The 26,780-nt window shown below is 60.1% G+C and carries 24 protein-coding genes and 1 tRNA gene; 11 read left to right on the top strand and 14 right to left on the bottom strand.

Annotation, left to right across the window (positions count from 1 at the left end; genetic code table 11):
* Positions 1 to 27: 27 nt before the first annotated feature.
* From allE to allD, 4 genes are all read right to left on the bottom strand, one after another.
* Positions 28 to 813, bottom strand: a complete 786-nt coding sequence (gene allE / locus ACMGF9_RS18240; RefSeq protein WP_015376898.1) for a (S)-ureidoglycine aminohydrolase — start codon at positions 811 to 813, stop codon at positions 28 to 30.
* A gap of 57 nt (positions 814 to 870) precedes the next feature.
* Positions 871 to 2,130: an MFS transporter gene (locus tag ACMGF9_RS18235; protein WP_076740494.1), complete on the bottom strand. Its 1,260-nt coding sequence runs from the start codon at positions 2,128 to 2,130 to the stop codon at positions 871 to 873.
* Positions 2,127 to 3,374 carry an allantoate deiminase gene (gene allC, locus ACMGF9_RS18230; RefSeq protein ID WP_015376900.1) on the bottom strand — a complete coding sequence of 416 codons (1,248 nt, stop codon included), beginning with the start codon at positions 3,372 to 3,374 and terminating at the stop codon, positions 2,127 to 2,129. Before allC ends, ACMGF9_RS18235 begins: the two co-directional genes overlap by 4 nt.
* A 172-nt stretch (positions 3,375 to 3,546) precedes the next feature.
* The gene (allD, locus tag ACMGF9_RS18225) at positions 3,547 to 4,596 is read right to left on the bottom strand and encodes an ureidoglycolate dehydrogenase (protein WP_015376901.1); all 1,050 of its coding nucleotides are present in this window, start codon (positions 4,594 to 4,596) and stop codon (positions 3,547 to 3,549) included.
* Between the two features lie 358 nt (positions 4,597 to 4,954).
* Here allD and ACMGF9_RS18220 point away from each other — a divergent pair, with 358 nt between their 5' ends.
* The 5 genes from ACMGF9_RS18220 (at position 4,955) to cfa (ending at position 11,053) form a co-directional block, all read left to right on the top strand.
* Entirely contained in the window at positions 4,955 to 6,622 is a 1,668-nt protein-coding gene (locus tag ACMGF9_RS18220; RefSeq protein WP_015376902.1) for an acyl-CoA synthetase FdrA, read from the top strand.
* A 9-nt stretch (positions 6,623 to 6,631) separates the two neighbouring features.
* Positions 6,632 to 7,897, top strand: a complete 1,266-nt coding sequence (locus ACMGF9_RS18215) for a DUF1116 domain-containing protein (RefSeq protein WP_015376903.1) — start codon at positions 6,632 to 6,634, stop codon at positions 7,895 to 7,897.
* A gap of 16 nt (positions 7,898 to 7,913) precedes the next feature.
* The gene (locus ACMGF9_RS18210) at positions 7,914 to 8,783 is read left to right on the top strand and encodes a DUF2877 domain-containing protein (protein WP_015376904.1); all 870 of its coding nucleotides are present in this window, start codon (positions 7,914 to 7,916) and stop codon (positions 8,781 to 8,783) included.
* Between the two features lie 21 nt (positions 8,784 to 8,804).
* Positions 8,805 to 9,707, top strand: a complete 903-nt coding sequence (locus tag ACMGF9_RS18205) for a carbamate kinase (protein WP_350981185.1) — start codon at positions 8,805 to 8,807, stop codon at positions 9,705 to 9,707.
* 194 nt (positions 9,708 to 9,901) lie between these two features.
* On the top strand, positions 9,902 to 11,053 hold the full coding sequence (gene cfa, locus ACMGF9_RS18200) for a cyclopropane fatty acyl phospholipid synthase (RefSeq protein ID WP_015376906.1): 1,152 nt from the start codon (positions 9,902 to 9,904) through the stop codon (positions 11,051 to 11,053).
* Positions 11,054 to 11,178: 125 nt separating this feature from the next.
* Here the strand turns inward: cfa and ACMGF9_RS18195 are convergent, their stop codons facing one another.
* The 3 genes from ACMGF9_RS18195 to tesA all read right to left on the bottom strand — a co-directional run bounded on the left by ACMGF9_RS18195 (position 11,179) and on the right by tesA (position 13,552).
* Complete coding sequence (locus tag ACMGF9_RS18195) at positions 11,179 to 12,033, bottom strand: co-chaperone YbbN (RefSeq protein ID WP_004940198.1); 855 nt, start codon at positions 12,031 to 12,033, stop codon at positions 11,179 to 11,181.
* A 77-nt stretch (positions 12,034 to 12,110) separates the two neighbouring features.
* A complete protein-coding gene (locus ACMGF9_RS18190) occupies positions 12,111 to 12,887 on the bottom strand; it encodes an SDR family oxidoreductase (RefSeq protein ID WP_004940195.1) in 777 nt (258 codons plus the stop codon).
* Between the two features lie 26 nt (positions 12,888 to 12,913).
* Positions 12,914 to 13,552 (bottom strand): multifunctional acyl-CoA thioesterase I/protease I/lysophospholipase L1, encoded by a 639-nt coding sequence (tesA, locus tag ACMGF9_RS18185; RefSeq protein ID WP_161545168.1) that lies wholly within the window; start codon positions 13,550 to 13,552, stop codon positions 12,914 to 12,916.
* Between tesA and ybbA the strand changes: the two genes are divergently transcribed.
* Both ybbA and ybbP read left to right on the top strand, forming a co-directional pair.
* A complete protein-coding gene (gene ybbA, locus ACMGF9_RS18180; protein ID WP_004940192.1) occupies positions 13,523 to 14,209 on the top strand; it encodes a putative ABC transporter ATP-binding protein YbbA in 687 nt (228 codons plus the stop codon). The genes tesA and ybbA overlap by 30 nt on opposite strands.
* Positions 14,206 to 16,638: a putative ABC transporter permease subunit YbbP gene (gene ybbP, locus ACMGF9_RS18175; RefSeq protein WP_351005430.1), complete on the top strand. Its 2,433-nt coding sequence runs from the start codon at positions 14,206 to 14,208 to the stop codon at positions 16,636 to 16,638. Before ybbA ends, ybbP begins: the two co-directional genes overlap by 4 nt.
* A 70-nt stretch (positions 16,639 to 16,708) precedes the next feature.
* On the opposite strand, the gene purK is transcribed toward ybbP, so the two are convergent.
* From purK to ppiB, 4 genes are all read right to left on the bottom strand, one after another.
* Entirely contained in the window at positions 16,709 to 17,776 is a 1,068-nt protein-coding gene (gene purK / locus ACMGF9_RS18170; RefSeq protein WP_414160358.1) for a 5-(carboxyamino)imidazole ribonucleotide synthase, read from the bottom strand.
* The gene (gene purE / locus ACMGF9_RS18165; RefSeq protein ID WP_004940188.1) at positions 17,773 to 18,297 is read right to left on the bottom strand and encodes a 5-(carboxyamino)imidazole ribonucleotide mutase; all 525 of its coding nucleotides are present in this window, start codon (positions 18,295 to 18,297) and stop codon (positions 17,773 to 17,775) included. Before purE ends, purK begins: the two co-directional genes overlap by 4 nt.
* 149 nt (positions 18,298 to 18,446) lie before the next feature.
* On the bottom strand, positions 18,447 to 19,169 hold the full coding sequence (locus ACMGF9_RS18160) for a UDP-2,3-diacylglucosamine diphosphatase (RefSeq protein ID WP_015376912.1): 723 nt from the start codon (positions 19,167 to 19,169) through the stop codon (positions 18,447 to 18,449).
* Positions 19,170 to 19,179: 10 nt separating this feature from the next.
* Complete coding sequence (gene ppiB / locus ACMGF9_RS18155) at positions 19,180 to 19,674, bottom strand: peptidylprolyl isomerase B (RefSeq protein ID WP_004940183.1); 495 nt, start codon at positions 19,672 to 19,674, stop codon at positions 19,180 to 19,182.
* A 309-nt stretch (positions 19,675 to 19,983) separates the two neighbouring features.
* Here ppiB and cysS point away from each other — a divergent pair, with 309 nt between their 5' ends.
* On the top strand, positions 19,984 to 21,369 hold the full coding sequence (cysS, locus tag ACMGF9_RS18150; protein WP_015376913.1) for a cysteine--tRNA ligase: 1,386 nt from the start codon (positions 19,984 to 19,986) through the stop codon (positions 21,367 to 21,369).
* A gap of 60 nt (positions 21,370 to 21,429) precedes the next feature.
* Here cysS and ybcJ read toward each other — a convergent pair whose 3' ends face one another.
* Together ybcJ and folD are read right to left on the bottom strand one after the other, a co-directional pair.
* Positions 21,430 to 21,642 carry a ribosome-associated protein YbcJ gene (gene ybcJ, locus ACMGF9_RS18145; RefSeq protein WP_015376914.1) on the bottom strand — a complete coding sequence of 71 codons (213 nt, stop codon included), beginning with the start codon at positions 21,640 to 21,642 and terminating at the stop codon, positions 21,430 to 21,432.
* 10 nt (positions 21,643 to 21,652) lie between these two features.
* The gene (gene folD / locus ACMGF9_RS18140; RefSeq protein WP_004940177.1) at positions 21,653 to 22,519 is read right to left on the bottom strand and encodes a bifunctional methylenetetrahydrofolate dehydrogenase/methenyltetrahydrofolate cyclohydrolase FolD; all 867 of its coding nucleotides are present in this window, start codon (positions 22,517 to 22,519) and stop codon (positions 21,653 to 21,655) included.
* A gap of 205 nt (positions 22,520 to 22,724) precedes the next feature.
* Between folD and ACMGF9_RS18135 the strand changes: the two genes are divergently transcribed.
* The 3 genes from ACMGF9_RS18135 (at position 22,725) to ACMGF9_RS18125 (ending at position 24,807) form a co-directional block, all read left to right on the top strand.
* Complete coding sequence (locus ACMGF9_RS18135; protein WP_015376915.1) at positions 22,725 to 22,934, top strand: hypothetical protein; 210 nt, start codon at positions 22,725 to 22,727, stop codon at positions 22,932 to 22,934.
* A 412-nt stretch (positions 22,935 to 23,346) separates the two neighbouring features.
* Positions 23,347 to 23,423: transfer RNA gene (locus ACMGF9_RS18130), tRNA-Arg, on the top strand.
* Positions 23,424 to 23,598: 175 nt separating this feature from the next.
* Positions 23,599 to 24,807: a tyrosine-type recombinase/integrase gene (locus ACMGF9_RS18125; protein WP_414160357.1), complete on the top strand. Its 1,209-nt coding sequence runs from the start codon at positions 23,599 to 23,601 to the stop codon at positions 24,805 to 24,807.
* 181 nt (positions 24,808 to 24,988) lie between these two features.
* On the opposite strand, the gene ACMGF9_RS18120 is transcribed toward ACMGF9_RS18125, so the two are convergent.
* The gene (locus ACMGF9_RS18120) at positions 24,989 to 26,692 is read right to left on the bottom strand and encodes a hypothetical protein (protein ID WP_197778870.1); all 1,704 of its coding nucleotides are present in this window, start codon (positions 26,690 to 26,692) and stop codon (positions 24,989 to 24,991) included.
* Between the last annotated feature and the right edge of the window lie 88 nt (positions 26,693 to 26,780).

Here is a 26,780-nt window from a genome sequence, read left to right as displayed (position 1 = left end):
GTGGCCTGGGTTTTGGCGGCGAAGCGCTTACGGCTCGACGTCGCGGTTGCAATCCTTGGAGTAGATGTAGCTGAAGGTTTCCTGGCCCACCGCATAGCCCGCCTGCTGCACATAGGCGCCCATGAAGATGTAGTCGCCTTGCTTCACCGGCATCCATTCATTGTCCAGGTTGTACACGCCGGCGCCGCTGAGAATATAGGCACCATGCTCCTGCACGTGGGTCTCGATGTAGCCGTGGCTGGCGCCGGGGGCGAAGGAGAGGATGTGCATATTCATGTCGAAGCCCAGATCTTTCGGCAGCAGATCCTGCAGGATCACCTCGCTCATGCCCTCGTAGTGGATCTGCTCCAGGTTGGCGACGTTGTTGCTGACCACGTGCGCCTCGTAGCCCTTGATGCGCTGGTAGCGGCGCTTGTAGAGGAACAGGCGGCTGGATTGGCCGCCGTTGGCGTTTTCCAGCCGCATCGTGACGCCCGCCGGGCAGTAAAGGTAGCCGCCGGCGCTCAGCGGGTAATCGGTGGCGTCGGCGGAAGCGGTGATGGCGCCGTCGATGACGTACACGAAGGTTTCGATCTCTTCGCCGCCAAAGCCTTTGGTGTTGCGGCCGCAGTCGTGCAGCGTCACCAGATAATCGACGAAGGTGGCGCCCAGTTTCGGCGTCGACAAGATGGTGACGTCGCAGTTTTCAAAACCGGGAATGACGTTGCGCACCAGGCCGTTCGGCGGGATCAGCGCATAGTTGCCGCGTTTGATGATGGCGCGCGTTGACAGAATGTCGGTTGGATAACCGGTTTGATTGTTGAAGTAACCCACGTTGATTCTCCTGATCGTTGAAAGGGCGCCGCGGCGGCGCCCGGTAAAAAAGCGCCGTCAGGCCTCGGTGGCCGTTCGGGTTGGCGTAGTGCGTTTCATCAATACATTGACGGTGAAGAAAATGGCGGTGCCCACCAGCAGGATGGCGGCGGAGATGTAAAAGCCCATCACCTTGGAGCCGGTGCTGTCGGAGATCACGCCGGTGAGGAAGGGGGCGATCACCGACGAGGACATGCCGAAGAAGTTGAACACGCCGAAGCTGGTGCCATAGCCTTTCTTCGGCGCGTTGTCGGCGACGAAGGAGATCATGATCGGATCGACCGCCAGCTTACCCAACAGCCCGTACAGGATCAGGCTGATCAGCAGCATGGTGGAGTCCGGCGAAATGACGGTGCAGACCAGCATTATCGCCGCGCACAGCTCGAGGAAGATGATCAGCTGCACCTTCTTGTTGCGGAAACGGTCGGACATGCGGCTGAAGAACAGCGCGCCCGGCACCGACGCGAAGGCCACCAGGGCGGAGGAGAAGCCGATGGCTACCCCTTCAAAGCCGCGCTCTTGCTGCAGGAACGAGGGCAGCCAGGTGACTATCATGTAGTAGCCGTAGCAGGTGGCGAAGTACATCGCGTAGGCGGAGATCATGCGCAGGCTGAACAGGCCGCTGGCCTGACCGTCTTCTTCGGGCGCGAGCGCCGCCGGCGCAACGGTCTGGCTGACGGCTGCCGGCGCTTGAGGCTGCGAACCTTTGATGACCACGGCGAATACCAGCGTCATCACCACCAGCAGGCCGGTGATGATGAACAGCATGATCTGCCAGTTCATGTTGAAGCTTTTCACCAGCAGGCTGGAGGCGATCAGGCCGATGGCCATGCCGAGCGCCGAGCCGCTGTTGATCACCGCGGTCGCCAGGCCACGGCGCTCCAGGGGGATATTCTCCGACGACAGGGAGTAGGCCGAGCCGTAATAAGAGCCGCAGCCCATGCCCGCCAGCAGGCTGCCGGCATAGACCATGGTCAGGCTGGTGGCGTTGCCGATCAGCAAGGTGGCGATGATGAACAGGCAGAAGCCCGGGATCAACACCACCTTCTTGCCGAATTTGTCCACCAGGATGCCCGCCGGGATCTGCATGCCGGTATAGGCGAAGAAGTAGAAGCTGGCGATCAGCCCCATTTCCGCATTGGAGTGCGCGCCGATGGTCTGTTGGATCTCGGGAAAGATCGGCGTCAGAACGGTGCGGTAGATCCAGATCACCGCCCAGCCCAGGCAGAGCACGACGACGATCTTTTTCCAGTAGCGCGGGTCGATGTCGTTGCTCATGCCTCGGCCCCCTGTTCGGTGTAGGCCAGCTGATACAGCGTCTGCGCCAGGATTTTCACCCCTTCGTTCAGATCGGCGACGGCGGTTTTTTCCGCCGGGTTATGGCTGATGCCGGCGATGCTCGGCACGAACATCATCACCGTCGGCACGCGCGGGGCGAAAATTTGCGAGTCGTGCCCGGCGCCACTGTGCATCATGCGGTAATTCAGCCGCTGCGTTTCACACAGGCGGCTGACGCAGGCCACCAGCTGTTCGTTCATCGGGATCGGCGCTTCGTCCATCCACAGATCGATCTCGGCCTCGATGCCCATCTCGGCGCAGATGCGCTGGATATCCTGCTCGATCTCCTGCGTGAAGCGCAGCAGCGCGGCCTGATCGGTATGGCGGCAGTCGAGGGTGAAGTGGGTGAAGCCCGGCACCACGTTGACGGTGTTCGGCTTCGGCTCCACCTTGCCGAAGGTCAGCACCAGCGGATCGCCCTCGGCGCGCGCCTTGGCGATCGATTCGCAGCAGATGCGGCTGAAGGCGTGCACGGTATCCCGGCGGTAGCTCATCGGGGTGGTGCCGGCGTGGTTGGCTTCGCCCTGCAGACGCACGTCATAGCGCCGTTGGCCGACGATACTGGTCACCACGCCGATGGTTTTGCCTTCGGTTTCCAGCACTTTGCCCTGCTCGATATGGATCTCGACGAAGGCCGTGATATCACTGCGCAGCGGCTGATGCGGCGGCGGGAAATCGAAACCGGCGTCGCGCATGGCGTTGACGAAGCCGACGCCCTTGGCGTCCGTAATGTGCTGCACATCTTCCCGCCGGGCCAGGCCGACGATGTTCTTGCTGCCCCAGAACACATAGGGGAAGCGGCTGCCTTCTTCTTCCGCCAGCGCGATGACTTCCAGACTGCGCAGCGGCGGGCCGTAGGTATCCTTGAGGTATTTGATCGCCATAAAGGCGGCTTCAATGCCGAACTGGCCGTCGAGGTTGCCGCCGTTGACCACCGTGTCGATGTGCGAACCGGAGAGAATTACCTGGTCGGGGTATTTGCTGCCCTCCAGCCGGCCGAACAGGTTGCCGACCGCATCAAAATGGGTGCTCAGCCCGGCGGCGTCGAAGGCGTTTTTCAACGCGTGCTGCGCCTCGATCCATTCCGGGGTATAAAGCAGACGCGTCATGCCGCCGCTGGGGTCGGCGCCGATTTTCGATAACCAGCCGGAAATATCACGGATTTCTTGTTGGAAGTCTTTCATGTTTACCTGCCCGCATGTTATGTCTCAGCGGCGATGCGGCCAGGGCGAATGATATTCGCCGCCGGCCGACCTATTGCGCTGAGCGCGCTGATGAAGGTTTTCTTTTTTCTCCCCGGCTCTGAAATATCAACCGCGAGCCGCGGCGTAAAAAGCCCACGATAATAAGATTGCGTTAACTGGCGAAAGGGTCTTTGTGGTCGTAAGAACGCTGGTAAATAGCATTTGAAATTAAGTATTGATAAATATCGTCGACGATTTCGATACCGTTTTTCTCGCTTTCCATTTCACGCGCATGGCTGTTCTGTCCCGGGTAAAGCACTTTACTGACGCCCGGCGCCGGTTTAACGGCGTTCAACTCTTTCATGACCTGGCTGATATTTTTACGGAACGCCGATTCGTTGGTGAAATAACCTGGGTTCAGGACGATATGCAATTGGCCCAATTCCCGGCCGGCGCTGAGATCGTGATACATCGAGCTGACGTGTTTGCCGAACGGCAGGCCGAGCAAAATGCCCGACAGCACGTCGACCATCATCATCAGGCCGTAGCCTTTCGGCCCGGCGATCGGCAGCAGCCCGCTGACGGCGAACGGATCGGTGGTGTGCTTGCCCTCGGCGTCCACCGCCCAGGTGTCGGGAATGGCGGCGTTGCGCGAGCGGGCGTCCAGCACTTTCCCCCAGGCTTGCACGGTGGTGGCCATATCGAAGGTGATCAGCTCGTCGCCTTCGCCTGGTGCGGAGAAGGCGATAGGGTTGGTGCCGTAGTAGACCTCGGCGCCGCCGTACGGCACCACCATCGGATCGGATTGGCACAGCGAGATGCCGACCATGCCGGCGCGCGCCGCCTGCTGCACGAAGTACGACAGCGCGCCGCTGTGGCCGATGCGGCGAACGCCCACCACCGCAACGCCGTTCTCTTTCGCCATCTCGATGGCGCGATCCATGCTCAGCTTGGCCGCCACGTGCCCGGCGCCATTGTCGCCGTCGAAAATGGCGCTGCAGGGGCCGGTTTTTTCAAAGGTGAAATGGGGATGATTGTTGGTGCCGCCCTTGCTGATGCGTTCGGAATAGTATTCGACCCTGACCGCGCCGTGGGAGTGGATGCCGCGCGCATCGGCATGAACCAGCACGTCGGCGACGATGCCGGCGTGCTCCTGGCTCAGGCCGGCGGCGTGAATCTTTTGCTGGATAAGCTGATGCAATTGTTGTTTAGAGACCTTCATATACAGTCCTTTTATCACTACGGTTTATTTAATTCGCCTCTGCGTTGTAATGTATAAATACCGGGGGGGAATAATGTGATCCAGATGCGTTTTACTCTATTGAATTAAAAATTCGTTGAATTAAATCGTCATTGTTAGAAGTTTTTTATAAATGATTTTCTCGCGTCTGGATTAATTAATATTCAGACGATTAAGTTATTTTTTCTAACAATGAATAAAGTGTGACCGCACTCACCTCTGGGCGTGATTTTAATTTGTAGCTTGATAATTAACCTTTTCGCTGGATTCAATGCATCGCCGCGCCGCCGGTGCGGGAAATATTGCCGATATTATTAAATGCTGTCGTAAGGATATCACCATGATCCATGCTTTTATTAAAAAGGGGAGCTTTCAGGATTCCGTCAGCCTGATGTTGATCTCCCGCAAACTCAGTGAGTCTCCCAAGGTTGAGGAAATATCCGTCATGATGGGGACGCCGGCCAATAAATCCTTATTGGAGGTGACCGGTTTCTGGCATCCGCAGTTTAGCCAAGCGACGCCGAACGATATTTGCGTGGCGATCAAAGCGGAGTCCGCCGACGAGTCGATCGCCGAGGAGATCGGCGCGGCGCTGGAGGCGGCGCTCAAGGCGATTGCGCAGGGCGGCCAGGGCGGTAAAAAACTGCTGCGGGCGCGCAGCTGGCGCACCGCCCGGCAGAAGCTGCCGGCCGCCAATCTGGCACTGATCTCGATCGCCGGCGAATACGCGGCGGAGTTGGCGGATCGGGCGCTGGAAGACGGCTGCAACGTGATGATGTTCTCCGACAACGTCAGCCCGGCGCAGGAAGTGGCGCTGAAAACCAAGGCGCGCGAGCGTGGGCTGATCGTGATGGGGCCGGACTGCGGCACTGCCTGCATCGCCGGCGCGCCGCTGGCGTTCGCCAACGTGGCGCCCGCCGGATCCATCGGCGTGGTCGGCGCCTCCGGTACCGGCATTCAGGAGCTGATCTCGCAAATTACCCTGGCGGGACAGGGCATCTCGCACGCTATCGGCCTGGGCGGGCGGGATCTGACGGCGGAGATCGGCGGCATCAGCGCCATCAGCGCGCTACGCATGCTGGCGGCGGATCCGCAGAGCCAGGTGCTGGCGTTCGTGTCCAAACCGCCGGCGCCCGAGGTGCGTCAGCGGGTGATCGACGAAATGAAAGCGCTCGGCAAGCCGGTGGTGGCGCTGTTCCTCGGCGCGCAGTCCGCCGTGCGTCAGGATGGCAACATCACGTTCGCCGCCACGCTGGATGAAGCGGCGCGGCTGGCGGCGATGCTGGGCTGCGTGCAGCAACAGGCGGCGCAACAGCCCGCGGTGCCCGGCGGCAAAATCGCCGGACTGTACGCCGGCGGCACGCTGGCGGCCGAATGCGCGATGTTGCTGGCGGAAAAACTGCGCTTGCCGGTGGATAGCGAACACCCGCGCGGCGCCATGCTGGTGGCCGACGGCCATCGCATCATCGACATGGGCGATGACTTTTATACCCAGGGGCGCCCGCACCCGATGATTGATCCGACCGCCCGCAATCAAGAGATCGCCCGCCTGGCGCAGCAGCCGCAGACCGGCGTGTTGCTGCTGGACGTGGTGATCGGCTTTGGCGCCCAGGACGATCCGGCGGCGTCGCTGGCGGACGAGGTGGCCAACGTGCGCGCGGCGCGCGGCGCGGCCCACCCGCTGGCGGCGATCGCTACCGTCACCGGCACCGAACAGGATCCGCAGCAGCGCTCGCGGCAAATCGCCACCCTGCAGGAGGCCGGCATCGCGGTGATGCCGTCGCTGCCGGCGGCGGTCGCGTTGGCGCATCAGCTGATTACCCCCGTCTTACCCGCACCTGAACGTGAACGGCCGACCTTGCTGGACGGCGTCGCGGTGATCAACGCCGGGCTGCGCAGCTTCGCCGATGACCTGCAAACCAGCGACATCCCGGTGGTGCATTACCAGTGGGCGCCGGTGGCCGGCGGCGATCAACGATTAGCCAACATCTTGAAAAAATTAAAGTAAGGAACCGCTATGTACGCAACGATTGAGCAAGCAAACGCCGCCGTTATCGCCCGTATCCGCGAGGCGCGCCCGCACTGGCAGGATGTGGATCTGGCGCATCGGTTGATCCCGCAGCTGGCTGAAGGACGCAAGCTGCTGCACGCCGGGCCGCCGGTCACCTGGCAAGAGATGAGCGGTCCGGTGCGCGGTGCCTGCATCGGCGCCTGCCTGTTCGAAGGCTGGGCGCAGGATGAACAGCAGGCGCTGGCGCTGCTGGAGCAAGGGGAAATCGAGTTCATCCCATGCCACAGCGTGAGCGCGGTGGGGCCGATGGGCGGCATCACCTCGGCCCACATGCCGATGGTGGTGGTCAGGAACACCGTCCACGGCAACTACGCCTACTGCAACATGAACGAAGGCATCGGTAAGGTGATGCGCTTCGGCGCCTATGGCGAGGATGTGCAGCAGCGCCTGCGCTGGATGCGCGACTCTTTGGCTCCGGTGCTGAAAGCAGTGCTGGCGACGCTGGAGGAGGGGATCGATCTGACCGCGCTGATGGCGCAGGCGATCAGCATGGGGGACGAATTCCACCAGCGCAATATCGCGGCCTCGGCGCTATTAATGCGCAGGTTGGCGCCGGAGATTAGCCTGCTGCCTCGCGATAAGGCGGAGCTGGCGCAGGTGATGCAGTTCCTCAGCATCACCGATCAGTTCTTCCTCAATCTGGCGATGGCTTACTGCAAGGCGGCGATGGATGCGGGAGCAGAAATTGAGCAGGGCACTATCGTCACGGTAATGACCCGCAACGGCAAGAACTTTGGCATCAAGATCAGCGGCATGGGCGATCGTTGGTTCACCGCGCCGGTCAATACGCCGGAAGGGCTGTTCTTCTCCGGCTTCAGCCAGGCGGACGCCAACCCGGACATCGGCGACAGCGCGATCACCGAAACCTTCGGCATCGGTGGGGCGGCGATGGTCGCGGCCCCGGGCGTGACGCGTTTCGTCGGGGCTTCCGGCGGCATGAGCGCCGCCACCGACATCTCCGAGGAAATGGCGGAGATCTATCTTGAGCGCAACATGATGCTGCAGATCCCGACCTGGGACTTCCAGGGCGCCTGCCTGGGGCTGGATGCCCGGCGGGTGGTGGAAACCGGCATCACGCCGCTGATCAACACAGGCATCGCCCACCGCGAAGCCGGGGTCGGGCAGATCGGCGCCGGCACGGTGCGCGCGCCGCTCGGTTGTTTCGAGAAGGCGATCGAAGCGCTGGCCGATAAGCTCGGCATCACGGCGTAAGTGAACGGAGGGGCGTATGGACATTGTCGCGCTGGCCGGCAGCCGCCATGTGACGCAGGACTATGGCGCGCTGCGCTGCGTCGGCAGCTTCAACAACGCGATCAATTTCCTGACGGAAAACGCGCGGTTGCTGACGCTACACCGCGCCGGCAGCGGCCTGAGTCCGATGGGATGGCAGCTCGGCGCGCGGGATTTCGACCGCGTGCGTCATGCGATGCCGTCCGTACGGCACTGCGCTTTCTCCACCACTGGCATTTTGCTGGATGCGCTTCTTGTCCGGCCCGCCGCGACGGCGCGGGATCTGGGGCTGGCGCAGCGGGCGGCCATTGCCGATCGGCCGCTGGCGGCGGTATTGCAGCGCTGCACGGCGCAGTGCGGGTTGCACGGCGAAATCGGTCGGCTGGTGAAGCGGCCGTTAACGCCGGAGCCGGCCGGGCTGGCGCGGGATTTCTCCCGTTGGTTGCGGGGCGGCGCGGTCGACTGGCGCCATACGCTGGGCAAAGGGCCGGGGCTGACGCCGAGCAACGACGACACCTTGCTCGGTCTGTTGCTGAGCGCGCACCTTGACAGCCGCATCCAGGTCGCCGGGCTGACGCCGTTTTTCGCCCAGACGCCACCGCTGGAAGCGTTGACCACGCTGGTGAGCGCGCACTACCTGCATTACGCCGAGCGGGGCGTGTTCGCCACGCCGCTGCATATGCTGGCGCAGGGGCTGCAGGTACCTAACGGTGTATCGGCAGCGGTGGCGGCGGTGCTGAACCTGGGGCATTTCTCGGGGGCGGACACGCTGCTGGGCGTGTGGCTGGGGGTGACGACGATTAACGCACTGTGCGGCGCGCGGTGTGAACATGAGGGCCGGATCGCGGATCCGGCCGGGACGGTATGATTTCAACTACGGGTGCAAACCATGAAAACCTTGGTCATTGCGTTGGGCGGCAACGCCTTATTGCAACGCGGAGCCGTGCTCTCTGCGGAAAATCAGTATAAGAGCATCGCCCTCATCGCCGACGCCATCGGCAAGCTGGCGCAGAAATACCGCATCGCCATCGTGCACGGCAACGGCCCGCAGGTGGGGCTGCTGGCGTTGCAAAACCTGGCGTACCGCGATGTGCCGCCCTATCCGCTGGATATTCTGGTGGCCGAAAGCCAGGGCATGATCGGCTATATGCTGGCGCAGCAGCTGAATGCCAGCCATCCGCAGCAGCCGGTGTCCACGCTGCTGACGCGAGTGCTGGTGGATGCGCAGGATGCGGATTATCAGACGCCGAGCAAGTTCATCGGGCCGGTGTATGCGCCGGAACAGCGGCAGGCGCTGGAGGCCAAGTTCGGCTGGACGCTGAAGGCGGACGGCAACTATATCCGCCGGGTGGTGCCTTCGCCGGCGCCGCAAAAGATCCTCGACATCGAGGCGATCACCTTGCTGCTGTCGCAGCGGCATATCGTGATCTGCAACGGCGGCGGCGGCATCCCGATGATCGCCGGCGAGCATGGGCTGACGGGCAGCGAAGCGGTGATCGACAAAGATCTGGCGGCGGCGCTGTTGGCGGAACAGGTGGGGGCCGATCATCTGGTGATCCTCACCGATGCCGACGCGGTGTACCAGGAGTGGGGCACGCCGCGCCAGCGCGCCATTCGTCGCGCCACCACGCAGGAGCTGGCGCCGATGGCGGTGGCGGACGGCGCCATGGGGCCGAAGATCATGGCGGTCAGCCGCTTCGTCGATCGCACCGGGCGGACGGCGCATATCGGTGGCCTGCAGGATATCGACGCGGTGCTGGCGGGCCAGGCCGGCACCTCTATTTTACCTTAGCTGCCTTCGGTTTATCCGCGCCCGCGTTGGCGCGGATAAGTATGCCTAAATGGCATGATTTCAATAATTTTTATTCATTTCATGATGTTGCTCGCCTTGGCTAGAGTAAAAACACCCCCGTGTTTACCGTCAAAAATTTGTCATTTTTATTTGCGACTATGCTTTTTGAAATGACATTTCGGCCAAGGATTGTTATGGATTCGCTCAGTGTTGATGAACTCGCCCAGAAGAAAGACCGCTGGTATCGCATTGTAGAGGAGATGCTGGCCGAAGCCGGCGTCGCCATCAACGGCCCGCGCGCCTGGGATATCCGGGTGCATAACCCGGCGCTGTTCAAACGCATTTTGCAGGAAGGCTCGCTCGGCTTCGGCGAGAGCTATATGGACGGCTGGTGGGAATGCGAACGGCTGGACATGCTGTTTACCCGCATTTTGCAGGCCGGCGTCGATGAGCGGTTGCCGAAAAGCCTGAGCGACATCGCGCGCATCGCCTATGCCCGGCTGTTCAACCGCCAATCGCGCAAGCGCGCCTGGCAGGTGGGCAAAGAGCATTACGACATCGGCAACGACCTGTTCCGGGCGATGCTCGATCCTTACATGCAATACTCCTGCGGCTACTGGAAAGAAGCGCAAACGCTGGAGCAGGCGCAGCAGGCCAAGCTCAGGATGATCTGCGAGAAGCTGCAGCTGAAACCGGGCATGACGCTGCTGGATATCGGCTGTGGCTGGGGTGGGTTGGCGCAGTTTGCGGCGCAAAACTACGGCGTCTCGGTGCACGGCGTGACCATTTCAGCCGAGCAGCAGAAGCTGGCGCAGGCACGCTGCGCCGGGCTGGACGTCGAGATCTTGCTGCAGGATTACCGCGATCTGGATCGTCAGTTCGATCGCATCGTGTCGGTCGGCATGTTCGAGCACGTCGGGCCGAAAAACTACGAGACCTATTTCAGCGTCGCGGCACGCAATCTGAAGCCCGACGGCCTGTTTTTGCTGCACACCATCGGTTCCAATCAAACCGACCTTAACGTCGACGCCTGGATAGACAAATACATCTTCCCCAACGGCTGCCTGCCTTCGGTGCGGCATATCGCCGAGGCCAGCGAAGGGCGTTTCGTGATGGAGGATTGGCACAACTTCGGCGCCGATTACGATCGCACGCTGATGGCCTGGCTGGAGAATTTCAAACGGGCGTGGCCGGAATTGGCGGGCGGTTATTCCGAGCGCTTCGAGCGCATGTTCACTTATTACCTGAACGCCTGCGCCGGCGCGTTTCGTTCGCGCAACATTCAGCTGTGGCAGGTGTTGTTCAGCCCGGCGGGCGTGGAGGGCGGGGTGCGGGTCTATCGTTGATATCCCTGCGTCTTTTCCGCCGCATCGTTGTTGGCTGCACGTTCGATCCCCTGGTCACTTAGTTATCTAAGCTCCCAGGGCTTCTCACGTTTGCCGCCTGGATGCAGCTTCAGGTATGACGGATATCAGTACAGCAGGGAGTACAGCTGGCGGCGATATTTAGCGGCCAGCGCGTCGCCGGTGCCGAGTGCGGCCAGAATGTCCATCAGGGTCTTGCGCGCGTTGCCGTTGGCGGCGGCCAGATCTTTCTTCAGATGCCCCATCAGCAGTTCCAGCGCTTCTTCGTTACGCCCGACCTGATGCAGTTGCAGCGCCAGCTGCACCGCCAGCTCGACGTTGTCCGGCTCTTGCTGCACCTGCTGTTGCAGCTGTTGGATTTCCGGCGTGTCCGCCGCCTGCTTCAACAGTTCAATCTGCGCCACCAGGCCCTGATAGCGCGTATCGCGATCCTGCAGCGGGATAGTCGCCAGCACCGCTTCAGCGTCTTCGCTGCGGCTGAGCGCGATCTGCGTTTCGGCCAGCGTCAGGCCGATGTCGCTGCGCTGCTGGCTGCTCTGCCAGGCGTCTTTCAGCAGCGGCAGCGCTTCGGCGGCGTTGCCGGCGGCCAGCAGTTCCTGCGCCTGCGCCAGTTTCAGATCTTCTTCCTTCGGCAGGAAACGCTGCAGCAGGTCACGGATCGCTTCTTCCGGCTGCGGGCCCTGGAAGCCGTCGACCGGTTGGCCGTCTTTAAACAGGTAGACCGTCGGAATGGAACGCAGCCCGAATTGGGAGGCGATCATCTGTTCGGCGTCACAGTCCACCTTGGCCAGAATGAACTGACCGGCGTATTCCGCCGCCAGCTTGTCCAGCACCGGCGTGAGCTGCAGGCAGTGTTGGCTGCGCTCGGACCAGAAGTAGAACAGCACCGGAATGGACATCGACTGTTCCAGCGTCTGGTGCAGGTTAGTTTCGTTAATATCAACAACAGCTTGAGCTAGCATCTTTTTTCTCTCTGATCGTGCGGAGCCATGGGGTGTAAATGGGGGCGCGCCGCCATTCTTCAACCCCGTCGGGCGAATTAAGCGTTGCTGCGCAGCAGCCAATCCAGACAGCGGCCCGGCAAAATGCGGCGCAGCACGCTCATCGCGTGCGCCAGCAGGGTGACCGGATAGCGCAGTTTGGCGCGCGGGCTTTCCAGCGCGTGGCGCAGTTTGGGCAGAATGGCCTCCGGCGGCAGCGTCAGGCGCTTGGCGATGCCGGGGTTGTGCACCGGCTTGTCGCTCTGCGCCTGGTTGACGTTCTGGCTAAAGTGGGTGGATATCGGCCCCGGTTCGATCAGGCTGACCTGAATGCCGCTGCCGTGCAGTTCCATGCGCAGCGCGTCCGACCAGGCTTCCAGCGCGAACTTGCTGGCGGCGTAGGCGCCGCGCCCGGCGCTGGAGACCAGACCCATCACCGAGCTGGTCTGAATAATACGCCCTTCGCCGTGCGGCAACATCGCCGGCAACAGCAGCTGGGTTAGCTGGTGGGTGCCGAACAGGTTGGTGGCGAACTGCCGCTCCAGCTGGCTGCGCGAAATGCGGCTGAGCGGGCCGTAAACGCCGAACCCCCCATTATTGAACAGGCCGTACAGGCGGCCGTCGGTCAGCGCGATCACCTCGGCGGCGGCGCGCTCGACGCTGGCGCTGTCGTCCAGATCCAGCTCGATGCCTTCCAGCCCGAGCTGGCGCATGTTTTCCACGTCCTGCGGCTTACGGCAGGCGGCCAGTACCCGGTAGCCGCGGTTGCGCAGATCCTGCGCCGCAATCAATCCAATCCCGCTCGAACAGCCGGTTATTAATACCGCTTTTTGCATAACTTTACCTAGTGTACGACCCTAATTTAGTGAGACTCATGCTTTACTAGCGGTTCCAGGCGCTCCGCCATCCAGGTGGCGATAAACGGCTGAGCGTCCCCATTGGGGTGCAATCCGTCATCCTGCATCCATTCCGGCTTCACCACCACCTGTTCCATATAGAACGGCAGCAGCGGAATGTTGAACTGCTTGGCCAGCGCCGGGTAGACGGCGCTGAACGCCTCGGTGTAGCGGCGGCCGTAGTTAGGCGGGATGCGGATCTGCATCAGCAGCGGCTGCGCGCCGGCCTGCTGCACCCGCGTGATGATTTGGCCGAGATCGCGCTGTACGTCCTGCGCCGGGAAGCCGCGCAGGCCGTCGTTGGCGCCCAGCTCGATCAGCACCCAGCGCGGCTGATGCTGTTTCAGCAGCGCGGGCAGACGCGCCAGCCCCTGAGCGGCGGTGTCGCCGCTGATGCTGGCGTTGACCAGTTGCGGCGCGCCCGGTTTTTTCTGCCACTGTTCGGCCAACAGCGTCGGCCAGGCCCGCTCGATCGGCAGGCGATAGCCGGCGCTTAAACTGTCGCCCAAAATCAATAAGGTATCGGCGGCGGCAGCGCGTAAACTGAATAATCCCAACAGCAAAAGGAAGGGAAGATGCCAGCGGAAAACGTTCTTGAAGTTCATCATCTTAGTAAACACGTTGGTCAAGGTGAGCATCAGCTCACCATCCTTACCGGAGTCGAGCTGCTTGTCAAACCCGCGCAGACGATCGCCCTGATCGGCGAATCCGGATCGGGGAAATCGACCTTGCTGGGCATTTTGGCCGGGCTGGACGACGGCAGCGAGGGCGAGGTGCGTTTGCTCGGCGAGTCGCTGACCGCGCTGGACGAAGAAGGCCGCGCCGCGCTGCGCGCCAGGAACGTCGGCTTCGTGTTTCAGTCGTTCATGTTGGTGCCGACGCTGAACGCGCTGGAGAACGTGCAGCTGCCGGCGCTGCTGCGCGGCGAGAGCGACAGGCAGAGTCGCGAGCAGGCGGTGCAGCTGCTCGAGCAGTTGGGGCTGGGCAAGCGGCTCGATCACCTGCCGGCGCAGCTGTCCGGTGGCGAGCAGCAGCGCGTGGCGCTGGCGCGCGCCTTCAGCGGCCGGCCGCGGGTGCTGTTCGCCGATGAGCCGACCGGTAACCTCGATCGTCAAACCGGCGATCGCATCGCCGATTTGCTGTTCTCTCTCAACCGCGATTTCGACACCACCCTGATCCTGGTGACCCACGACGAAACCCTGGCGGCGCGCTGCCAGCGGCGGCTGCGGCTGCGCGAAGGCAAGCTGTGGGAGGAAGCATGATCTGGCGCTGGTTCTGGCGCGAATGGCGCTCGCCGTCGCTGCTGATCGTTTGGCTGGCGTTGACGCTCTCCGTGGCCTGCGTGCTGGCGCTGGGCAGCATCAGCGATCGCATGGACAAAGGACTCAGCCAGCAGAGCCGCGACTTTATCGCCGGCGATCGGGTGCTGCGCAGCGCGCATCCGGTGCCGGAAGGCTGGTTGCTGGACGCGCAGCAGCAGGGGCTGAAGGTGAGCCGCCAGCTGTCGTTCACCACCATGACCTATGCCGGCGATCGGCCGCAGCTGGCGGACGTGAAAGCCACCGATCTGGTCTATCCGCTGTACGGCAAGCTGGAAACGCGCCCGGCCAACATCAAGCCTGAACCGGGCAGCGTGCTGGTGGCGCCGCGCTTGCTGGCGCTGCTGAACGTGAAAGTCGGGGATTCGCTCGAGGTGGGCGACACCACGCTGCGCATCGCCGGTGAAATCATTCAGGAGCCGGACGCCGGCTTCAATCCGTTCCAGACCGCGCCGCGCATCATGATCAACCTGGCCGACGTCGATAAGACCGGCGCGGTGCAGCCGGGCAGTCGCCTGACCTACCGTTATATGTTCGCCGGCGCCGAGCCGGATATTCAGCGTTACGAAGCGCGGCTGACGCCGCAGTTGACGCCGGACCAGCGCTGGTTCGGGCTGCAGGAATCCGGCAGCGCGCTTGGCAAGTCGTTGCAGCGATCTCAACAGTTCCTGCTGCTGTCGGCCCTGCTGACGCTGCTGTTGTCGATCGCCGCCGTGGCGGTGGCGATGAGCCACTATTGCCGCAGCCGTTACGATCTGATCGCGGTGCTGAAAACCCTCGGCGCCGGGCGCGGCGCGCTGCGTAAGCTGATCGTCGGCCAGTGGCTGGCGGTGATGGCGCTGGCGGCGGTATGTGGTGGGGCGATCGGGCTGGCGTTCGAAGCGCTGCTGATCCGCCTGCTGAAGCCGGTGTTGCCGGCCGCGTTGCCCGCCGCCGGCGCCTGGCCGTGGCTGTGGGCGCTCGGCGCGCTGGTGCTGATTTCGCTGTTGGTCGGGCTGCGGCCGTATCGCCAGCTGCTGGCGACCCAGCCGCTGCGGGTGCTGCGCCGCGACGTGACGGCCAACGTCTGGCCACTGCGCTACTTCCTGCCGGTGACGGCGGCGATCGTGGTGGCGCTGTTGGTGGCGCTGATGGGGGCCAGTACGCTGCTGTGGGCGATTTTGGCCGGTATGGCGGTGCTGGCGTTGCTGTTGGGCGGCATCGGCTGGGGCAGCCTGCTGCTGCTGCGCCGCATCACGCTCAAGAGCCTGGCGCTGCGGCTGGCGGTCAATCGTCTGCTGCATCAGCCGTGGGTGACCATCAGCCAGCTGGCGGCGTTCTCGCTGTCGTTCATGCTGTTGGCGCTGTTGCTGGTGCTGCGCGGCGATCTGCTCGAACGCTGGCAGCAACAGCTGCCGCCGGACAGCCCGAACTATTTCCTGCTCAACATGACCGAGGCGCAGGTGCCGCAGGTGAAAACCTTCCTGCAGCAGCACCAGATCAAGCCGGAAACCTATTACCCGATCGTGCGGGTGCGCCTGACCGAGATAAACCAGCAGGTGGCGACCGAGCGGGTGCATGAAGACGATCCGGGCGGCGAGGCGGTGAACCGTGAGCTGAACCTGACCTGGCTGGCTGAACTGCCGGATCACAATCCGCTGGTGGCGGGCAATTGGCCGCCGAAAACCGGCGAGGTTTCGATGGATGAAGGCATCGCCGGGCGGCTGAAGATCAAGCTGGGCGACACGCTGACCTTCAGCGGCGATACCCAGGCGTTCAGCGCCAAAGTCACCAGCCTGCGCCAGGTGGATTGGGAGAGCCTGAAGCCGAACTTTTACTTTATCTTCCCGCCGGGCGCATTGGACGGCCAGCCGCAGACCTGGCTCACCAGCTTCCGCTACGACGGCGACGGCCAGATGCTGACCCAGCTCAACCGTCAGTTCCCGACGCTCAGTCTGCTGGACATCGGTGCGATCCTGCAACAGGTCGGCGGCGTGCTGCAGCAGGTCAGCCGCGCGCTGGAGGTGATGGTGGTGCTGGTGGTGCTGTGTGGCGGCCTATTGCTGCTGGCGCAGGTGCAGGTCGGCATGCGTCAACGCCGCCAGGAGCTGGTGGTGTACCGTACGCTGGGGGCCGGCAAACGGCTGCTGCGCCGCACGCTGTGGTGCGAGTTCGCCCTGCTGGGGCTGGTGGCGGGCATCGCGGCGGCGGTGGGCGCCGAGGCGGCGCTGTGGCTGTTGCAGAGCCGGGTGTTTGACTTCCCGTGGACGCCAACGCCGGTGCTGTGGTGGGCGCTGCCGCTGGCCAGCGCGCTGCTGTTGTCGCTGTGCGGCGGCTGGCTGGGTGTGCGCCTGCTGCGCGGCAAGGCGCTGTTCCGCAGTTATGAGGGGTGATGTTGGCTTAGTTCGATGAAAAAAGGGGTTAGCTTAAGGCTAACCCCTTTTGCTTTCGGTGGCGTGCGCTTTAGGCAAGCTTCTGCTGTGCCCAGGCCAGCCCGCTTTGGTACTCGCCCGGCAGCAGCGGCGCCAGCGCCTGCAGCGCCTGGCGCAGATCGGCGGCGCTCGGGTCGTTCAGATTGAGATGGCCGACCTTGCGGCCCGGGCGCACCTCTTTCTCATACCAGTGCAGATGCACCAGCGGCAGCGACAGCCACTGTTCGTTGACGGCGGTGCCGATCAGGTTGACCATCACCGATGGCGTGCTCACCACCGGCTGCGGCAGCGGCAGGCCGAGGATGGCGCGCAGGTGCAGCTCGAACTGACTGATGGACGCGCCGTTTTGCGTCCAGTGGCCGCTGTTGTGCACGCGCGGCGCCAGTTCGTTGATCAGCAGCCGATCGCCGACGATAAAGCACTCCATCGCCATCACGCCGACGTAGTTCAGCTCGTTCAGGATCGCCGCCAGCATCTGCTCGGCCTGTTGCTGCAGCGCCGGGTTGGGCTGCGGCAGCGCCACGCTGGTGCGCAGGATGCCGTCTTCATGCAGGTTATGGGTCAGCGGGTAGAATACCGAACGGCCGTCGTGGCCGCGCGCGCCCACCAGCGACACTTCGCCGGAGAAATTGATGCCTTGCTCGACGATGCACTCGCCATAGGCGTCGGCCGGCAGTTCGGCTTCCTGGCCCGGGCGCAAGCGCCACTGGCCGCGGCCGTCATAGCCACCGACCCGGCGTTTGACGATCGCCAGCTCGCCCAGCGAAGCGAATATCTGCGGCCATTCGGCGGCGCTCGCCAGCAGCTGCCACGGCGCGGTCGCCAGGCCGAGCTGGTCGAGCAGCTGTTTTTGCGTCAGGCGATCGGCCAGACGCGGGAAGATGTCGCGGTTGACGAAGGCGCTATGGGTCGCCAGCTCGCGCGTCAGCGCGGTTTCCGGCCAGCGTTCGATCTCGGCGGTAATGACGCTGTTCTGATACGGCACCGCCTCGGGTTCGGCATCGATGCCGATGGGGTAGACGGCGATGCCCAGCGGTTCGCCGGCCTGGCGCAGCATGCGCCCCAGCTGGCCGTTGCCCAGTACGCAAACCGGCTTCATGCGTCCTCCCGCGGATCGGGGTGGTTCAAAACGTCTTCAGTCTGCGCCTGACGCCAGTCCGCCAAACGCTGCGCCAGCGCGGCGTCGTGCAGCGCCAGGATCTGCATCGCCAGCAGCCCGGCGTTGGCGGCGCCGGCTTTGCCGATCGCCAGCGTCCCCACCGGAATGCCGCGCGGCATCTGCACGATGGAGTAGAGGCTGTCTACGCCGCTCAGCGCGGCACTTTGCACCGGCACACCCAGCACCGGCACCAGGGTTTTCGCCGCCAGCATGCCCGGCAGATGCGCCGCACCGCCGGCGCCGGCGATGATCACGTCAAAGCCGTTGGCGGCAGCCTGCTCGGCGAAGCTGAACAGCTTGTCCGGCGTGCGGTGAGCGGAAACGACTTCGACATGGAAGGGGACATCGAGCTGGGTCAGGACTTCGGCGGCGAACTGCATGGTGGCCCAGTCACTTTTCGATCCCATTACAATTGCGATTTTAGCCCCGGCATTGGCGGCTGAAGCGGCGTTGGCTCCCATGGGTGTAAGGCTCCTGTGATTTGTCTGGCGTCGGCTGAGGGCCGAATGAGGGCGTAGAGCATACCATGAGCGCACGGCGAGGAAAACGGTTGCGTCGCCGGTTTTCACCGGCGAAAGCGCGAATTTTCACTCGCGCGCCTGCGCGGAACTCAGAATGGGAATTGGATCAGCTCGACGGCGTCGGCGCTGACTTTGATCATCGATCCTTCGACGTGCCAGGCGCCCAGCACCGCGCGATGGGCTTCGCCGTTGCTCAGCGCCAGCCGGTGCACCGCCGGGCGATGGGTATGGCCGTGGATCATCCAGTGCACGTCGTGGCGCAGCATCGTTTGCTCGACCGCCTGCGGGTTGACGTCCATGATGGCTTCCGACTTGTACTGGTTGGATTGCTGGCTGCGAGCGCGCATGTTGGCGGCGATCTTCAGTCGCCAGCGCAGCGGCAGCGCGAGGAACAATTTTTGAATCAGCGGGTTGTGCACTTTACGGCGGAATTGCTGATAGGCTTGATCGTCGGTGCACAGGGTGTCGCCGTGCAGGATCAGGATCCTGCGGCCGTACAGTTCCAGCACTTTTTCTTCCGGCAGCAGCTGCATGCCGCTGGCGCGGGCGAAGCGCTTGCCGAGCAGAAAATCGCGGTTGCCGTGGATGAAATAGCAGGGCACGCCGGCCTGTTGCAGCGCTTTGAGCGCCGCGGCGATCTCCGCGTGCAGCGGCTCGGGATCGTCGTCGCCGATCCAGGCTTCAAACAGGTCGCCGAGGATGTACAGCGCGTCGGCGTGCACCGCTTCGCGCCGTAAAAAACGCAGAAAACCGGCAGTGATTGCCGGTTCCTGTGCGCACAAGTGCAGATCTGCGATGAACAGCGTACTCATGCAGCCGCGATTACTCGCTGACGGTCACGCTGTTGATGACGACGTCTTCTACCGGTACGTCCTGGTGCATGCCGCTGCGGCCGGTTTTCACGCCTTTGATCTTGTTGACCACGTCCATGCCTTCAACCACTTCAGCGAACACGCAGTAGCCCCAGCCCTGCACGTTTTCGCCGCGGAAGTTCAGGAAGTCGTTGTCAGCCACGTTGATGAAGAACTGTGCGGTGGCGGAGTGCGGATCGTTGGTGCGCGCCATTGCCAGGGTGCCGATGGTGTTTTTCAGACCGTTGTTGGCTTCGTTCTTGATGGTCGCGTTAGTCGCTTTCTGGTTCATGCCCGGCTCGAAACCGCCGCCCTGGATCATGAAGCCGTTGATCACACGGTGGAAGATGGTGTTGTCGTAGAAACCGGCGCGGCAGTAGTTCAGGAAGTTTTCAACGGTAACCGGCGCTTTGTCAGCAAAGGTCTTGATAACGATATCGCCGTGATTGGTGTGGAAAGTAACCATAGTTTTAATCCTAACAAGGTGAAGTGAGACGTCACGTAAAGCGAGTGAACATTCAGACCGCCCTTATAACATATCCGCCCCAGCGAGTCAGCAGCGGCTCAACCGCGCACTGTCTGTGGTAATTGCATTTGTGTTATATTATAACAATTGCGCCGGCCGGCGAATTTCGCGCATTTTATTCGCGTGAAGTCAGCAAAGCTTGGCCTTAACCTTGCAATAGATCAGGCTTCAGGTTTCAATACGCTACCGGGCGTAAAACCTGAAGCCCGGTTATCTTTTTTGTTATCACGCACACCACGGAATCTCCCGATGCTAAAGATTTTTAATACCCTGAGTCGTCAAAAAGAGGAATTCAAACCCATTCATGCCGGGAAAGTGGGCATGTACGTGTGCGGGGTAACCATCTATGACCTGTGTCACATCGGCCACGGTCGTACCTTTGTCGCTTTCGACGTGGTGGCGCGTTATCTGCGCTATCTCGGCTATTCGCTGAACTACGTGCGCAACGTCACCGACGTAGACGACAAAATCATTCGCCGCGCGGCGGAAAATCATGAGACCTGCGACCAGCTGACCGAACGCATGCTGGCGGAAATGCATGCCGACTTCGACGCGCTGCTGATCGATCGCCCGGATCAAGAGCCGCGCGCGACCCAGCACATCGCCGAGATCATCGAGATCACGCAGCGCCTTATCGATCGCGATCACGCTTACGTGGCCAGCAACGGCGACGTGATGTTCTCCATCGACAGCGATCCGCAATACGGCCTGCTGTCGCGTCAGGATCTGGATCAGCTGCAGGCCGGCGCGCGCGTGGAGATCGACGACGTGAAACGCAACCCGATGGACTTCGTGCTGTGGAAAATGTCCAAGCCGGGCGAGCCGAGCTGGCAGTCGCCATGGGGGCCGGGCCGTCCGGGCTGGCATATCGAATGCTCCGCCATGAACTGCAAACAGCTGGGCACCCACTTCGACATCCACGGCGGCGGTTCCGATCTGATGTTCCCGCACCACGAGAACGAGATCGCGCAGTCGAGCTGCGCCCACGACGGCCCGTACGTCAATTACTGGATGCACTCCGGCATGGTGATGATCGACAAAGAGAAGATGTCCAAATCGCTGGATAACTTCTTCACCATCCGCGACGTGCTCGGCCATTACGATGCGGAGACGGTGCGTTACTTCCTGATGTCCGGGCACTATCGCAGCCAGCTGAACTACAGCGAAGAGAACCTTAAGCAGGCGCGCACCGCGCTGGAGCGCCTCTATACCGCGCTGCGCGGCACCGACGCCGATGCCGCGCCGGCCGGCGGTGAAGCGTTCGAAGCCCGCTTCCGCGAAGCGATGGACGACGACTTCAACACTCCGGAAGCCTACTCGGCGCTGTTCGATCTGGCGCGCGAAGTTAACCGCCTGAAGAGCGAAGACATGGCGGCGGCCAACGGCATGGCGGCGGAGCTGCGCAAGCTGGCGAAAGTGCTCGGCCTGCTGCAGCAAGAGCCGGAGCAGTTCCTGCAAGGGGGCGCACAGGTTGACGACGGTGAAGTGGCGGAGATCGAAGCGCTGATCAAACAGCGTAACGAAGCGCGTGCCGCCAAGGACTGGGCGCTGGCGGACGCCGCTCGCGATCGCTTGAACGAGATGAACATCGTGCTGGAAGACGGGCCGCAGGGCACCACCTGGCGCCGTAAGTAAGCCGGCCGAAGTGAAAACAAAAAAGGCGCTGAATTCAGCGCCTTTTTCTATGGCTGCAGGTTAGGGTTTAACCATGACCTTGCCGCCGTTGAACTCCACCACCTGATCGGCGACGATCTTGCAGCGCTTGCGGGTTTCGACCTTGCCGTCGACTTTCACCAGCCCTTCGGCGATGACTTCTTTGGCGGCGCCGCCGCTTTCACACCAGCCCTGGAACTTCAGCAGATCGCACAGTTCGACGTGGGGATGATTGTCCAGATTGAAAATTTCCATACTGCCTTACTTATTTAGGTTGAACGTCGTGATATTCCTCGCAGGCCTGCAAGGTATTTTGGATCAGTGTAGCCACGGTCATCGGGCCAACGCCACCCGGCACCGGGGTGATGTAGGCGGCGCGCTCGCTGGCGGCGTCAAAATCGACATCGCCCACCACTTTACCGCTTTCCAGACGGTTGATGCCGACGTCCACCACGATGGCGCCCGGTTTGATCCAGTCGCCCGGGATGAAGCCCGGTTTGCCGACCGCCACCACCAGCAGATCGGCGTTCTCGACGTGGTGACGCAGATTTTTGGTGAAACGGTGGGTGACGGTGGTGGTGCAGCCGGCCAGCAGCAGCTCCATGCTCATCGGGCGGCCGACGATGTTGGAGGCGCCGACCACCACGGCGTTCAGGCCGTAGGTATCGATGTTATAACGCTCCAGCAGGGTGACGATGCCGCGCGGCGTGCACGGGCGCAGCTTGGGCGCGCGCTGGCACAGGCGGCCGACGTTGTAGGGGTGGAAGCCGTCGACGTCTTTATCCGGATGGATGCGCTCCAGCACCTTGACGTTATCGATGCCGGCCGGCAACGGCAGCTGCACCAGAATGCCGTCGATTTCCTCATCGGCGTTCAACTGGTCGATCAACGCCAGCAGCTCGGCTTCACTGGTGGCAGCGGGCAGGTCGTAGGAGCGGGAGAGGAAGCCGACTTCATCGCAGGCGCGGCGCTTGCTGGCGACGTAAATTTGCGAGGCCGGGTTCTCGCCGACCAGCACAACCGCCAGGCCTGGGGCGCGTTTGCCGGCCGCCAGACGTTGTTTCACTTGCTCAGCCACTTCGTTTCTAACCTGCTGCGCAATCGTTTTACCATCAATAATCTTTGCTGACATCAGTGTGGAAATCCATCAATTAAGAAAAGCGGGGATGCCGCTATTCTGTCAGAAGCTGAGCGCGCTGTCAGGCGCAGAATCACCCTCGCCGCCGTTGCCGAGGCCGATTTACGCTTTTTTTATGCCGGCTTCAGGAACCTCTACGCCATTTTTACCGGCATTTGCATACGCTGGGGCCATACACAGGGCGAAAGAGGGCAGGATCATGAGAGCGATAACCCGGCTTTATCCGTTGCATCACCAGCCTGGCGAGCAACCGGCGCAGCCTAAACATGTGGGGGAGACGGTGTTCGATTCTTCGCTGCATCCGGCGGACAGTGAGCAACTCACCGCGCTGCATCAGCTCGGCAAGCATGAGGCGGCGCCGTTGTGGCGGGCACGCCTGAATGCGCTGTGGCGGAAGTTATGCGTATGAAGGGCTGCGCCTGGGCAGGCTGCACGCTGTTGCTGGTTTGGGCATCGGGGAGCCAGGCTTCTTTAAACAGCGCACGCGCTGACGCCGCATGGGTTGAAAACGTGGCGGCGACTTGCAACACACGGGTGATTGAGCATGCCGATTGGGGCGACATTGCCGCAGTGGTTATGTCTGCTCGCCTCTGCCAGCGGCGGGACAACGGGCGGCAAGGGCGTGAGCACGCGCCGATTTACGTAGGCGCCGGGCTGGCTCAGCGTAACGGCGCCCGTTGACGAGAACCCTCGCCGCGCGGGCGCTGGTGGAAAAAACGCCATAAAGCACGGCCGCCGTCGTAACGTCATGAAAAGGCATTGACTCGCTAACCTCTGACCGTATAATCGCAACCCGCAGCCGCAGGTTGCCGCATCTCAATGCGCCCTTAGCTCAGTTGGATAGAGCAACGGCCTTCTAAGCCGTAGGTCATAGGTTCGAATCCTATAGGGCGTGCCATTTTGAAGTCAATACACCTCTACTGAATTCGCTTTTTATCCTTTATACTCCCTGAAATTACTGAATTTTTCTGTCACGAGCTCTATCGAGGTCAACTCAGTTATACCCAAATCAAGTGGTATCTGGGGGCCTTTGAGGGGGCTCATCTCGTTCAATGGAAATTAGGGGCCCCTTTATGCCACTAAATGCACGACAGATTGATACTGCAAAACCCAAAGAAAAAGAATACAAGCTCACTGATGGCGGTGGTCTGTATCTGTTGGTGAAGCCTAACGGCGCGAGATACTGGCGCTTGAAGTATCGTTTTTTGGGTAAGGAGAAGAAGCTTTCTATCGGTGTTTACCCTGATATCTCTCTGGCTGATGCTCGCTTGAAGCGAGAGGAAGCACGGAAGATCATCGCTTTAGGCGGTGACCCTGGAGAGGAAAAGAAAGCTGAGAGGTTGGCTAAAAAAACCAATGCCGAAAATACCTTTAAAGCTATTGCACTGGAATGGCATGGCTACAAGCGGCCCAACTGGTCGAAAGGCTATGCTGACGATCTGATGGAGGCCTTTGAGAACGATATCTTCCCTGATATTGGTAAGCGCCCTATTGCTGAGATCAAGCCTCTTGAAGTGCTCAGCACACTACGTAAACTCGAAAAGCGAGGTGTGCTCGATAAGCTGCGTAAAATCCGTCAGGCCTGCAATCAGGTATTCCGCTATGCCATCGTCACCGGCAGAGCTGAAACAAACCCTGCCTCTGAACTGGCAAGTGCTTTAACTGCACCTAAATCCACCCATTATCCCCACCTGTTAGCTGATGAACTCCCTGATTTCTTACAGGCTCTTGCTGCGTATTCTGGTAGCCCGATCACCCGACTTGCTACTCGAATTCTGATGTTGACCGGAGTTCGTACCGTCGAACTCCGCCAGGCTGAATGGAAAGAGTTTGATTTCGATAAACGTGTTTGGGAAGTCCCGGTCGAAAGGATGAAGATGCGTCGTCCGCATCTGGTCCCTCTATCCGATCAAGTTGTGGCAGCACTGCGAGAGATCCAGGCTGTAACAGGCCGTTATAACCTGGTTTTCCCAGGCCGTAACGACATTACGAAGCCGATGAGTGAAGCGAGTATTAATCAGGTACTGAAAAGGATTGGTTACCACGGGAAGGCGACAGGGCACGGTTTCCGGCATACGATGAGTACTATCCTGCATGAACAGGGCTATAACACGGCTTGGATCGAGTTACAGCTTGCGCATGTGGATAAGAACACCATTCGTGGCACTTACAACCATGCACAGTATCTGGAGCAGCGTAGGGAGATGTTGCAGTGGTATGGGGATTATGTGGACAGCTTAGAATTCGGTGGGGATGTGGTTCATGGGAAGTTTGGGGGCTGAGCCTAAGTTAACGTGATTTTTCTTAATTAGATCAACAGTACTAGCGAAAGTGCTGGCACTGTTGGTTTCAGCGGCAACTTGTTTTTTTGTTTCAGTGGGATAATGGAAGATAGCAGGTCATGGCGTAGAATAACCAACCATTATCCCTAGGAAATGAATGTCATTCAAATGCAGAAAACTGCTAGCTGTCTAATTTTAGACCGAGAATGATTAAGATTTCAGCTAGTGATCTTTCACATTCTGTTGCAATATGCGTAAAGTGTGCTCGAAGGTTTCCATGGTTAGTTCGCGCTTCAGAAATGGCTTTTTTCTTCTTTTCAGTAGATGCATGACCGCGCACTTCCGTGCGTAGAGCGTGCAGTTTCTGCATTGGTTGAACGAGTGTTTTAGCGTGTTCTTCTGTTGTTCCTTTTGCAATAAGTGCTTCTTGAAGTAAGCGTAGAGATCCCCACTTGGCTTCAATGATTCGGCCCCCATGTTTCGCGATCTCGCTTAGTGGCTTTTGTAAAAAGCCTTCAACTAGATACTGATCGAGAGCAAGCACTTCATCACCCCATTCCTTAACCGAATCCGTTGCTGGATACTGAACAGCATCACTCAGAGTTGTACCTCGTGACTTCCACCAAGATGGCGGATTTTTGTCCATAACTAAAATCGTATGTTTTAGCACTCCCAACGGTTCATAGGACGAATCCCAATCCCCTACAATATCCGTCTGAAATGCACGCTCTGAAATCGTTCCCTTTGGCCATTCGTTGAAGGATTGCCAATAGATCTGCTCTTCATAGGGTAATTTTGCCAAATCACCAATATATGCATGAACCTGCCCAGCCTCATTAATGTCGTAGGATTTTAAATACCATGCATTACGGCAAGCTATGCTTCTATCTTCGAAGGTAAATTTTTCTGGATCGGCCTTGAAGCGATGCAAAACCTCTGACCTAAAAAAAACGGGTGAAACTTCCCAAGGTAGCTCGGATTTCTGAAAGTAGTTAGATATAGAACTTGGGCTGCAAGATGTTTCAACATTACAGTTGTTTTTACGATCAAAAATTTTGAAAGTTGCGTATTTTCTCCTGGATGGATTCTCTTCATCCTTCCATGCTTTGACCAGATCGCGCAAGGACAATTGTGGACGTACGATCATAACACCATTGCAATAGCTGGCTTCACCATTAATTCCGCCGTGATAAAATAGACCCTCTTCTTCTTTATTGTATCTGTTGATATCTCCCCAGCCAGCGAAGTTACCCCATTTGACACGGGTGAAGTCAAATTTCAAGACAAGGCACGCTTTGGATAGCGTCATATATGTATCCAAATCCTTTCTTTGTATCGTGACAACATCCAGGTAATTAAAAAGTGTTGGTACCTTGTGTTGGGTAATCTTGATTACATCCTCAATATCACCTCGAGAGTCAAGACGACAATAAGCATTGCGTTCGGCTACATAGTGCAAATCAAGGCTATGCACAAGTTTCTGACTTAGTTCAATGGTGGGACGACCCTCTATAACACCATCAAATCTACGGCGAAAAATGAGAGATTCTCCACCTTTAAATACGTTGTAACCATCTAGTGGTGGTTCAAGGTATATTTTATGTCCTTGGCCACCGCCCCATGATTTTTGAATCTTCCAACAATCGTCTATATCTATGCGCATGTTTTGCAGTGAATCTCCATCTGCCTGAGCAACGTTTTTTGCTAGGGCCAGTGCTCCGTGAATCAAAATGCTACTTCCGCTTGCGTAGATGACGATTTCATCATTTTTAGTGTTTTCTTTCAGATAGTTAATTGAATCTTCAGCCCCTAAAAGCCAGGAAACCTCATCATTTTGAGGCTTTTCCGAAACAGCATGAAGATCTGCAAATTTAAATGGACGCATGAGTTAAATTAATTTCCTTTTAGTCATCTTAAAATTGTCTTCAATTTACACGTTGGTCATCCGGTCTATCACAATCAACAGAGCAAGC

This window comes from Serratia sp. BNK-23, assembly GCF_047456145.1.
Lineage (GTDB): Bacteria > Pseudomonadota > Gammaproteobacteria > Enterobacterales > Enterobacteriaceae > Serratia > Serratia nematodiphila.
Note: the sequence above shows the minus strand (reverse complement) of the source record. Positions and strands in the feature narration are given on the sequence as shown.

Coding starts and splice junctions, on each gene's coding strand:
- ACMGF9_RS18135 (WP_015376915.1), top strand. CDS start 22,725: ATGAGAGCGATAACCCGGCTTTATCCGTTGCATCACCAGCCTGGCGAG.
- ybbP (WP_351005430.1), top strand. CDS start 14,206: ATGATCTGGCGCTGGTTCTGGCGCGAATGGCGCTCGCCGTCGCTGCTG.
- ppiB (WP_004940183.1), bottom strand. CDS start 19,674: ATGGTTACTTTCCACACCAATCACGGCGATATCGTTATCAAGACCTTT.
- purE (WP_004940188.1), bottom strand. CDS start 18,297: ATGGGAGCCAACGCCGCTTCAGCCGCCAATGCCGGGGCTAAAATCGCA.
- cfa (WP_015376906.1), top strand. CDS start 9,902: ATGGATTCGCTCAGTGTTGATGAACTCGCCCAGAAGAAAGACCGCTGG.
- ybbA (WP_004940192.1), top strand. CDS start 13,523: ATGCCAGCGGAAAACGTTCTTGAAGTTCATCATCTTAGTAAACACGTT.
- ACMGF9_RS18160 (WP_015376912.1), bottom strand. CDS start 19,169: ATGAGTACGCTGTTCATCGCAGATCTGCACTTGTGCGCACAGGAACCG.
- folD (WP_004940177.1), bottom strand. CDS start 22,519: ATGTCAGCAAAGATTATTGATGGTAAAACGATTGCGCAGCAGGTTAGA.
- ACMGF9_RS18195 (WP_004940198.1), bottom strand. CDS start 12,033: ATGCTAGCTCAAGCTGTTGTTGATATTAACGAAACTAACCTGCACCAG.
- ACMGF9_RS18205 (WP_350981185.1), top strand. CDS start 8,805: ATGAAAACCTTGGTCATTGCGTTGGGCGGCAACGCCTTATTGCAACGC.
- ACMGF9_RS18125 (WP_414160357.1), top strand. CDS start 23,599: ATGCCACTAAATGCACGACAGATTGATACTGCAAAACCCAAAGAAAAA.
- ACMGF9_RS18190 (WP_004940195.1), bottom strand. CDS start 12,887: ATGCAAAAAGCGGTATTAATAACCGGCTGTTCGAGCGGGATTGGATTG.
- ACMGF9_RS18210 (WP_015376904.1), top strand. CDS start 7,914: ATGGACATTGTCGCGCTGGCCGGCAGCCGCCATGTGACGCAGGACTAT.
- ACMGF9_RS18120 (WP_197778870.1), bottom strand. CDS start 26,692: ATGCGTCCATTTAAATTTGCAGATCTTCATGCTGTTTCGGAAAAGCCT.
- ACMGF9_RS18215 (WP_015376903.1), top strand. CDS start 6,632: ATGTACGCAACGATTGAGCAAGCAAACGCCGCCGTTATCGCCCGTATC.
- ACMGF9_RS18235 (WP_076740494.1), bottom strand. CDS start 2,130: ATGAGCAACGACATCGACCCGCGCTACTGGAAAAAGATCGTCGTCGTG.
- cysS (WP_015376913.1), top strand. CDS start 19,984: ATGCTAAAGATTTTTAATACCCTGAGTCGTCAAAAAGAGGAATTCAAA.
- tesA (WP_161545168.1), bottom strand. CDS start 13,552: ATGAACTTCAAGAACGTTTTCCGCTGGCATCTTCCCTTCCTTTTGCTG.
- allC (WP_015376900.1), bottom strand. CDS start 3,374: ATGAAAGACTTCCAACAAGAAATCCGTGATATTTCCGGCTGGTTATCG.
- allD (WP_015376901.1), bottom strand. CDS start 4,596: ATGAAGGTCTCTAAACAACAATTGCATCAGCTTATCCAGCAAAAGATT.
- ACMGF9_RS18220 (WP_015376902.1), top strand. CDS start 4,955: ATGATCCATGCTTTTATTAAAAAGGGGAGCTTTCAGGATTCCGTCAGC.
- ybcJ (WP_015376914.1), bottom strand. CDS start 21,642: ATGGAAATTTTCAATCTGGACAATCATCCCCACGTCGAACTGTGCGAT.
- purK (WP_414160358.1), bottom strand. CDS start 17,776: ATGAAGCCGGTTTGCGTACTGGGCAACGGCCAGCTGGGGCGCATGCTG.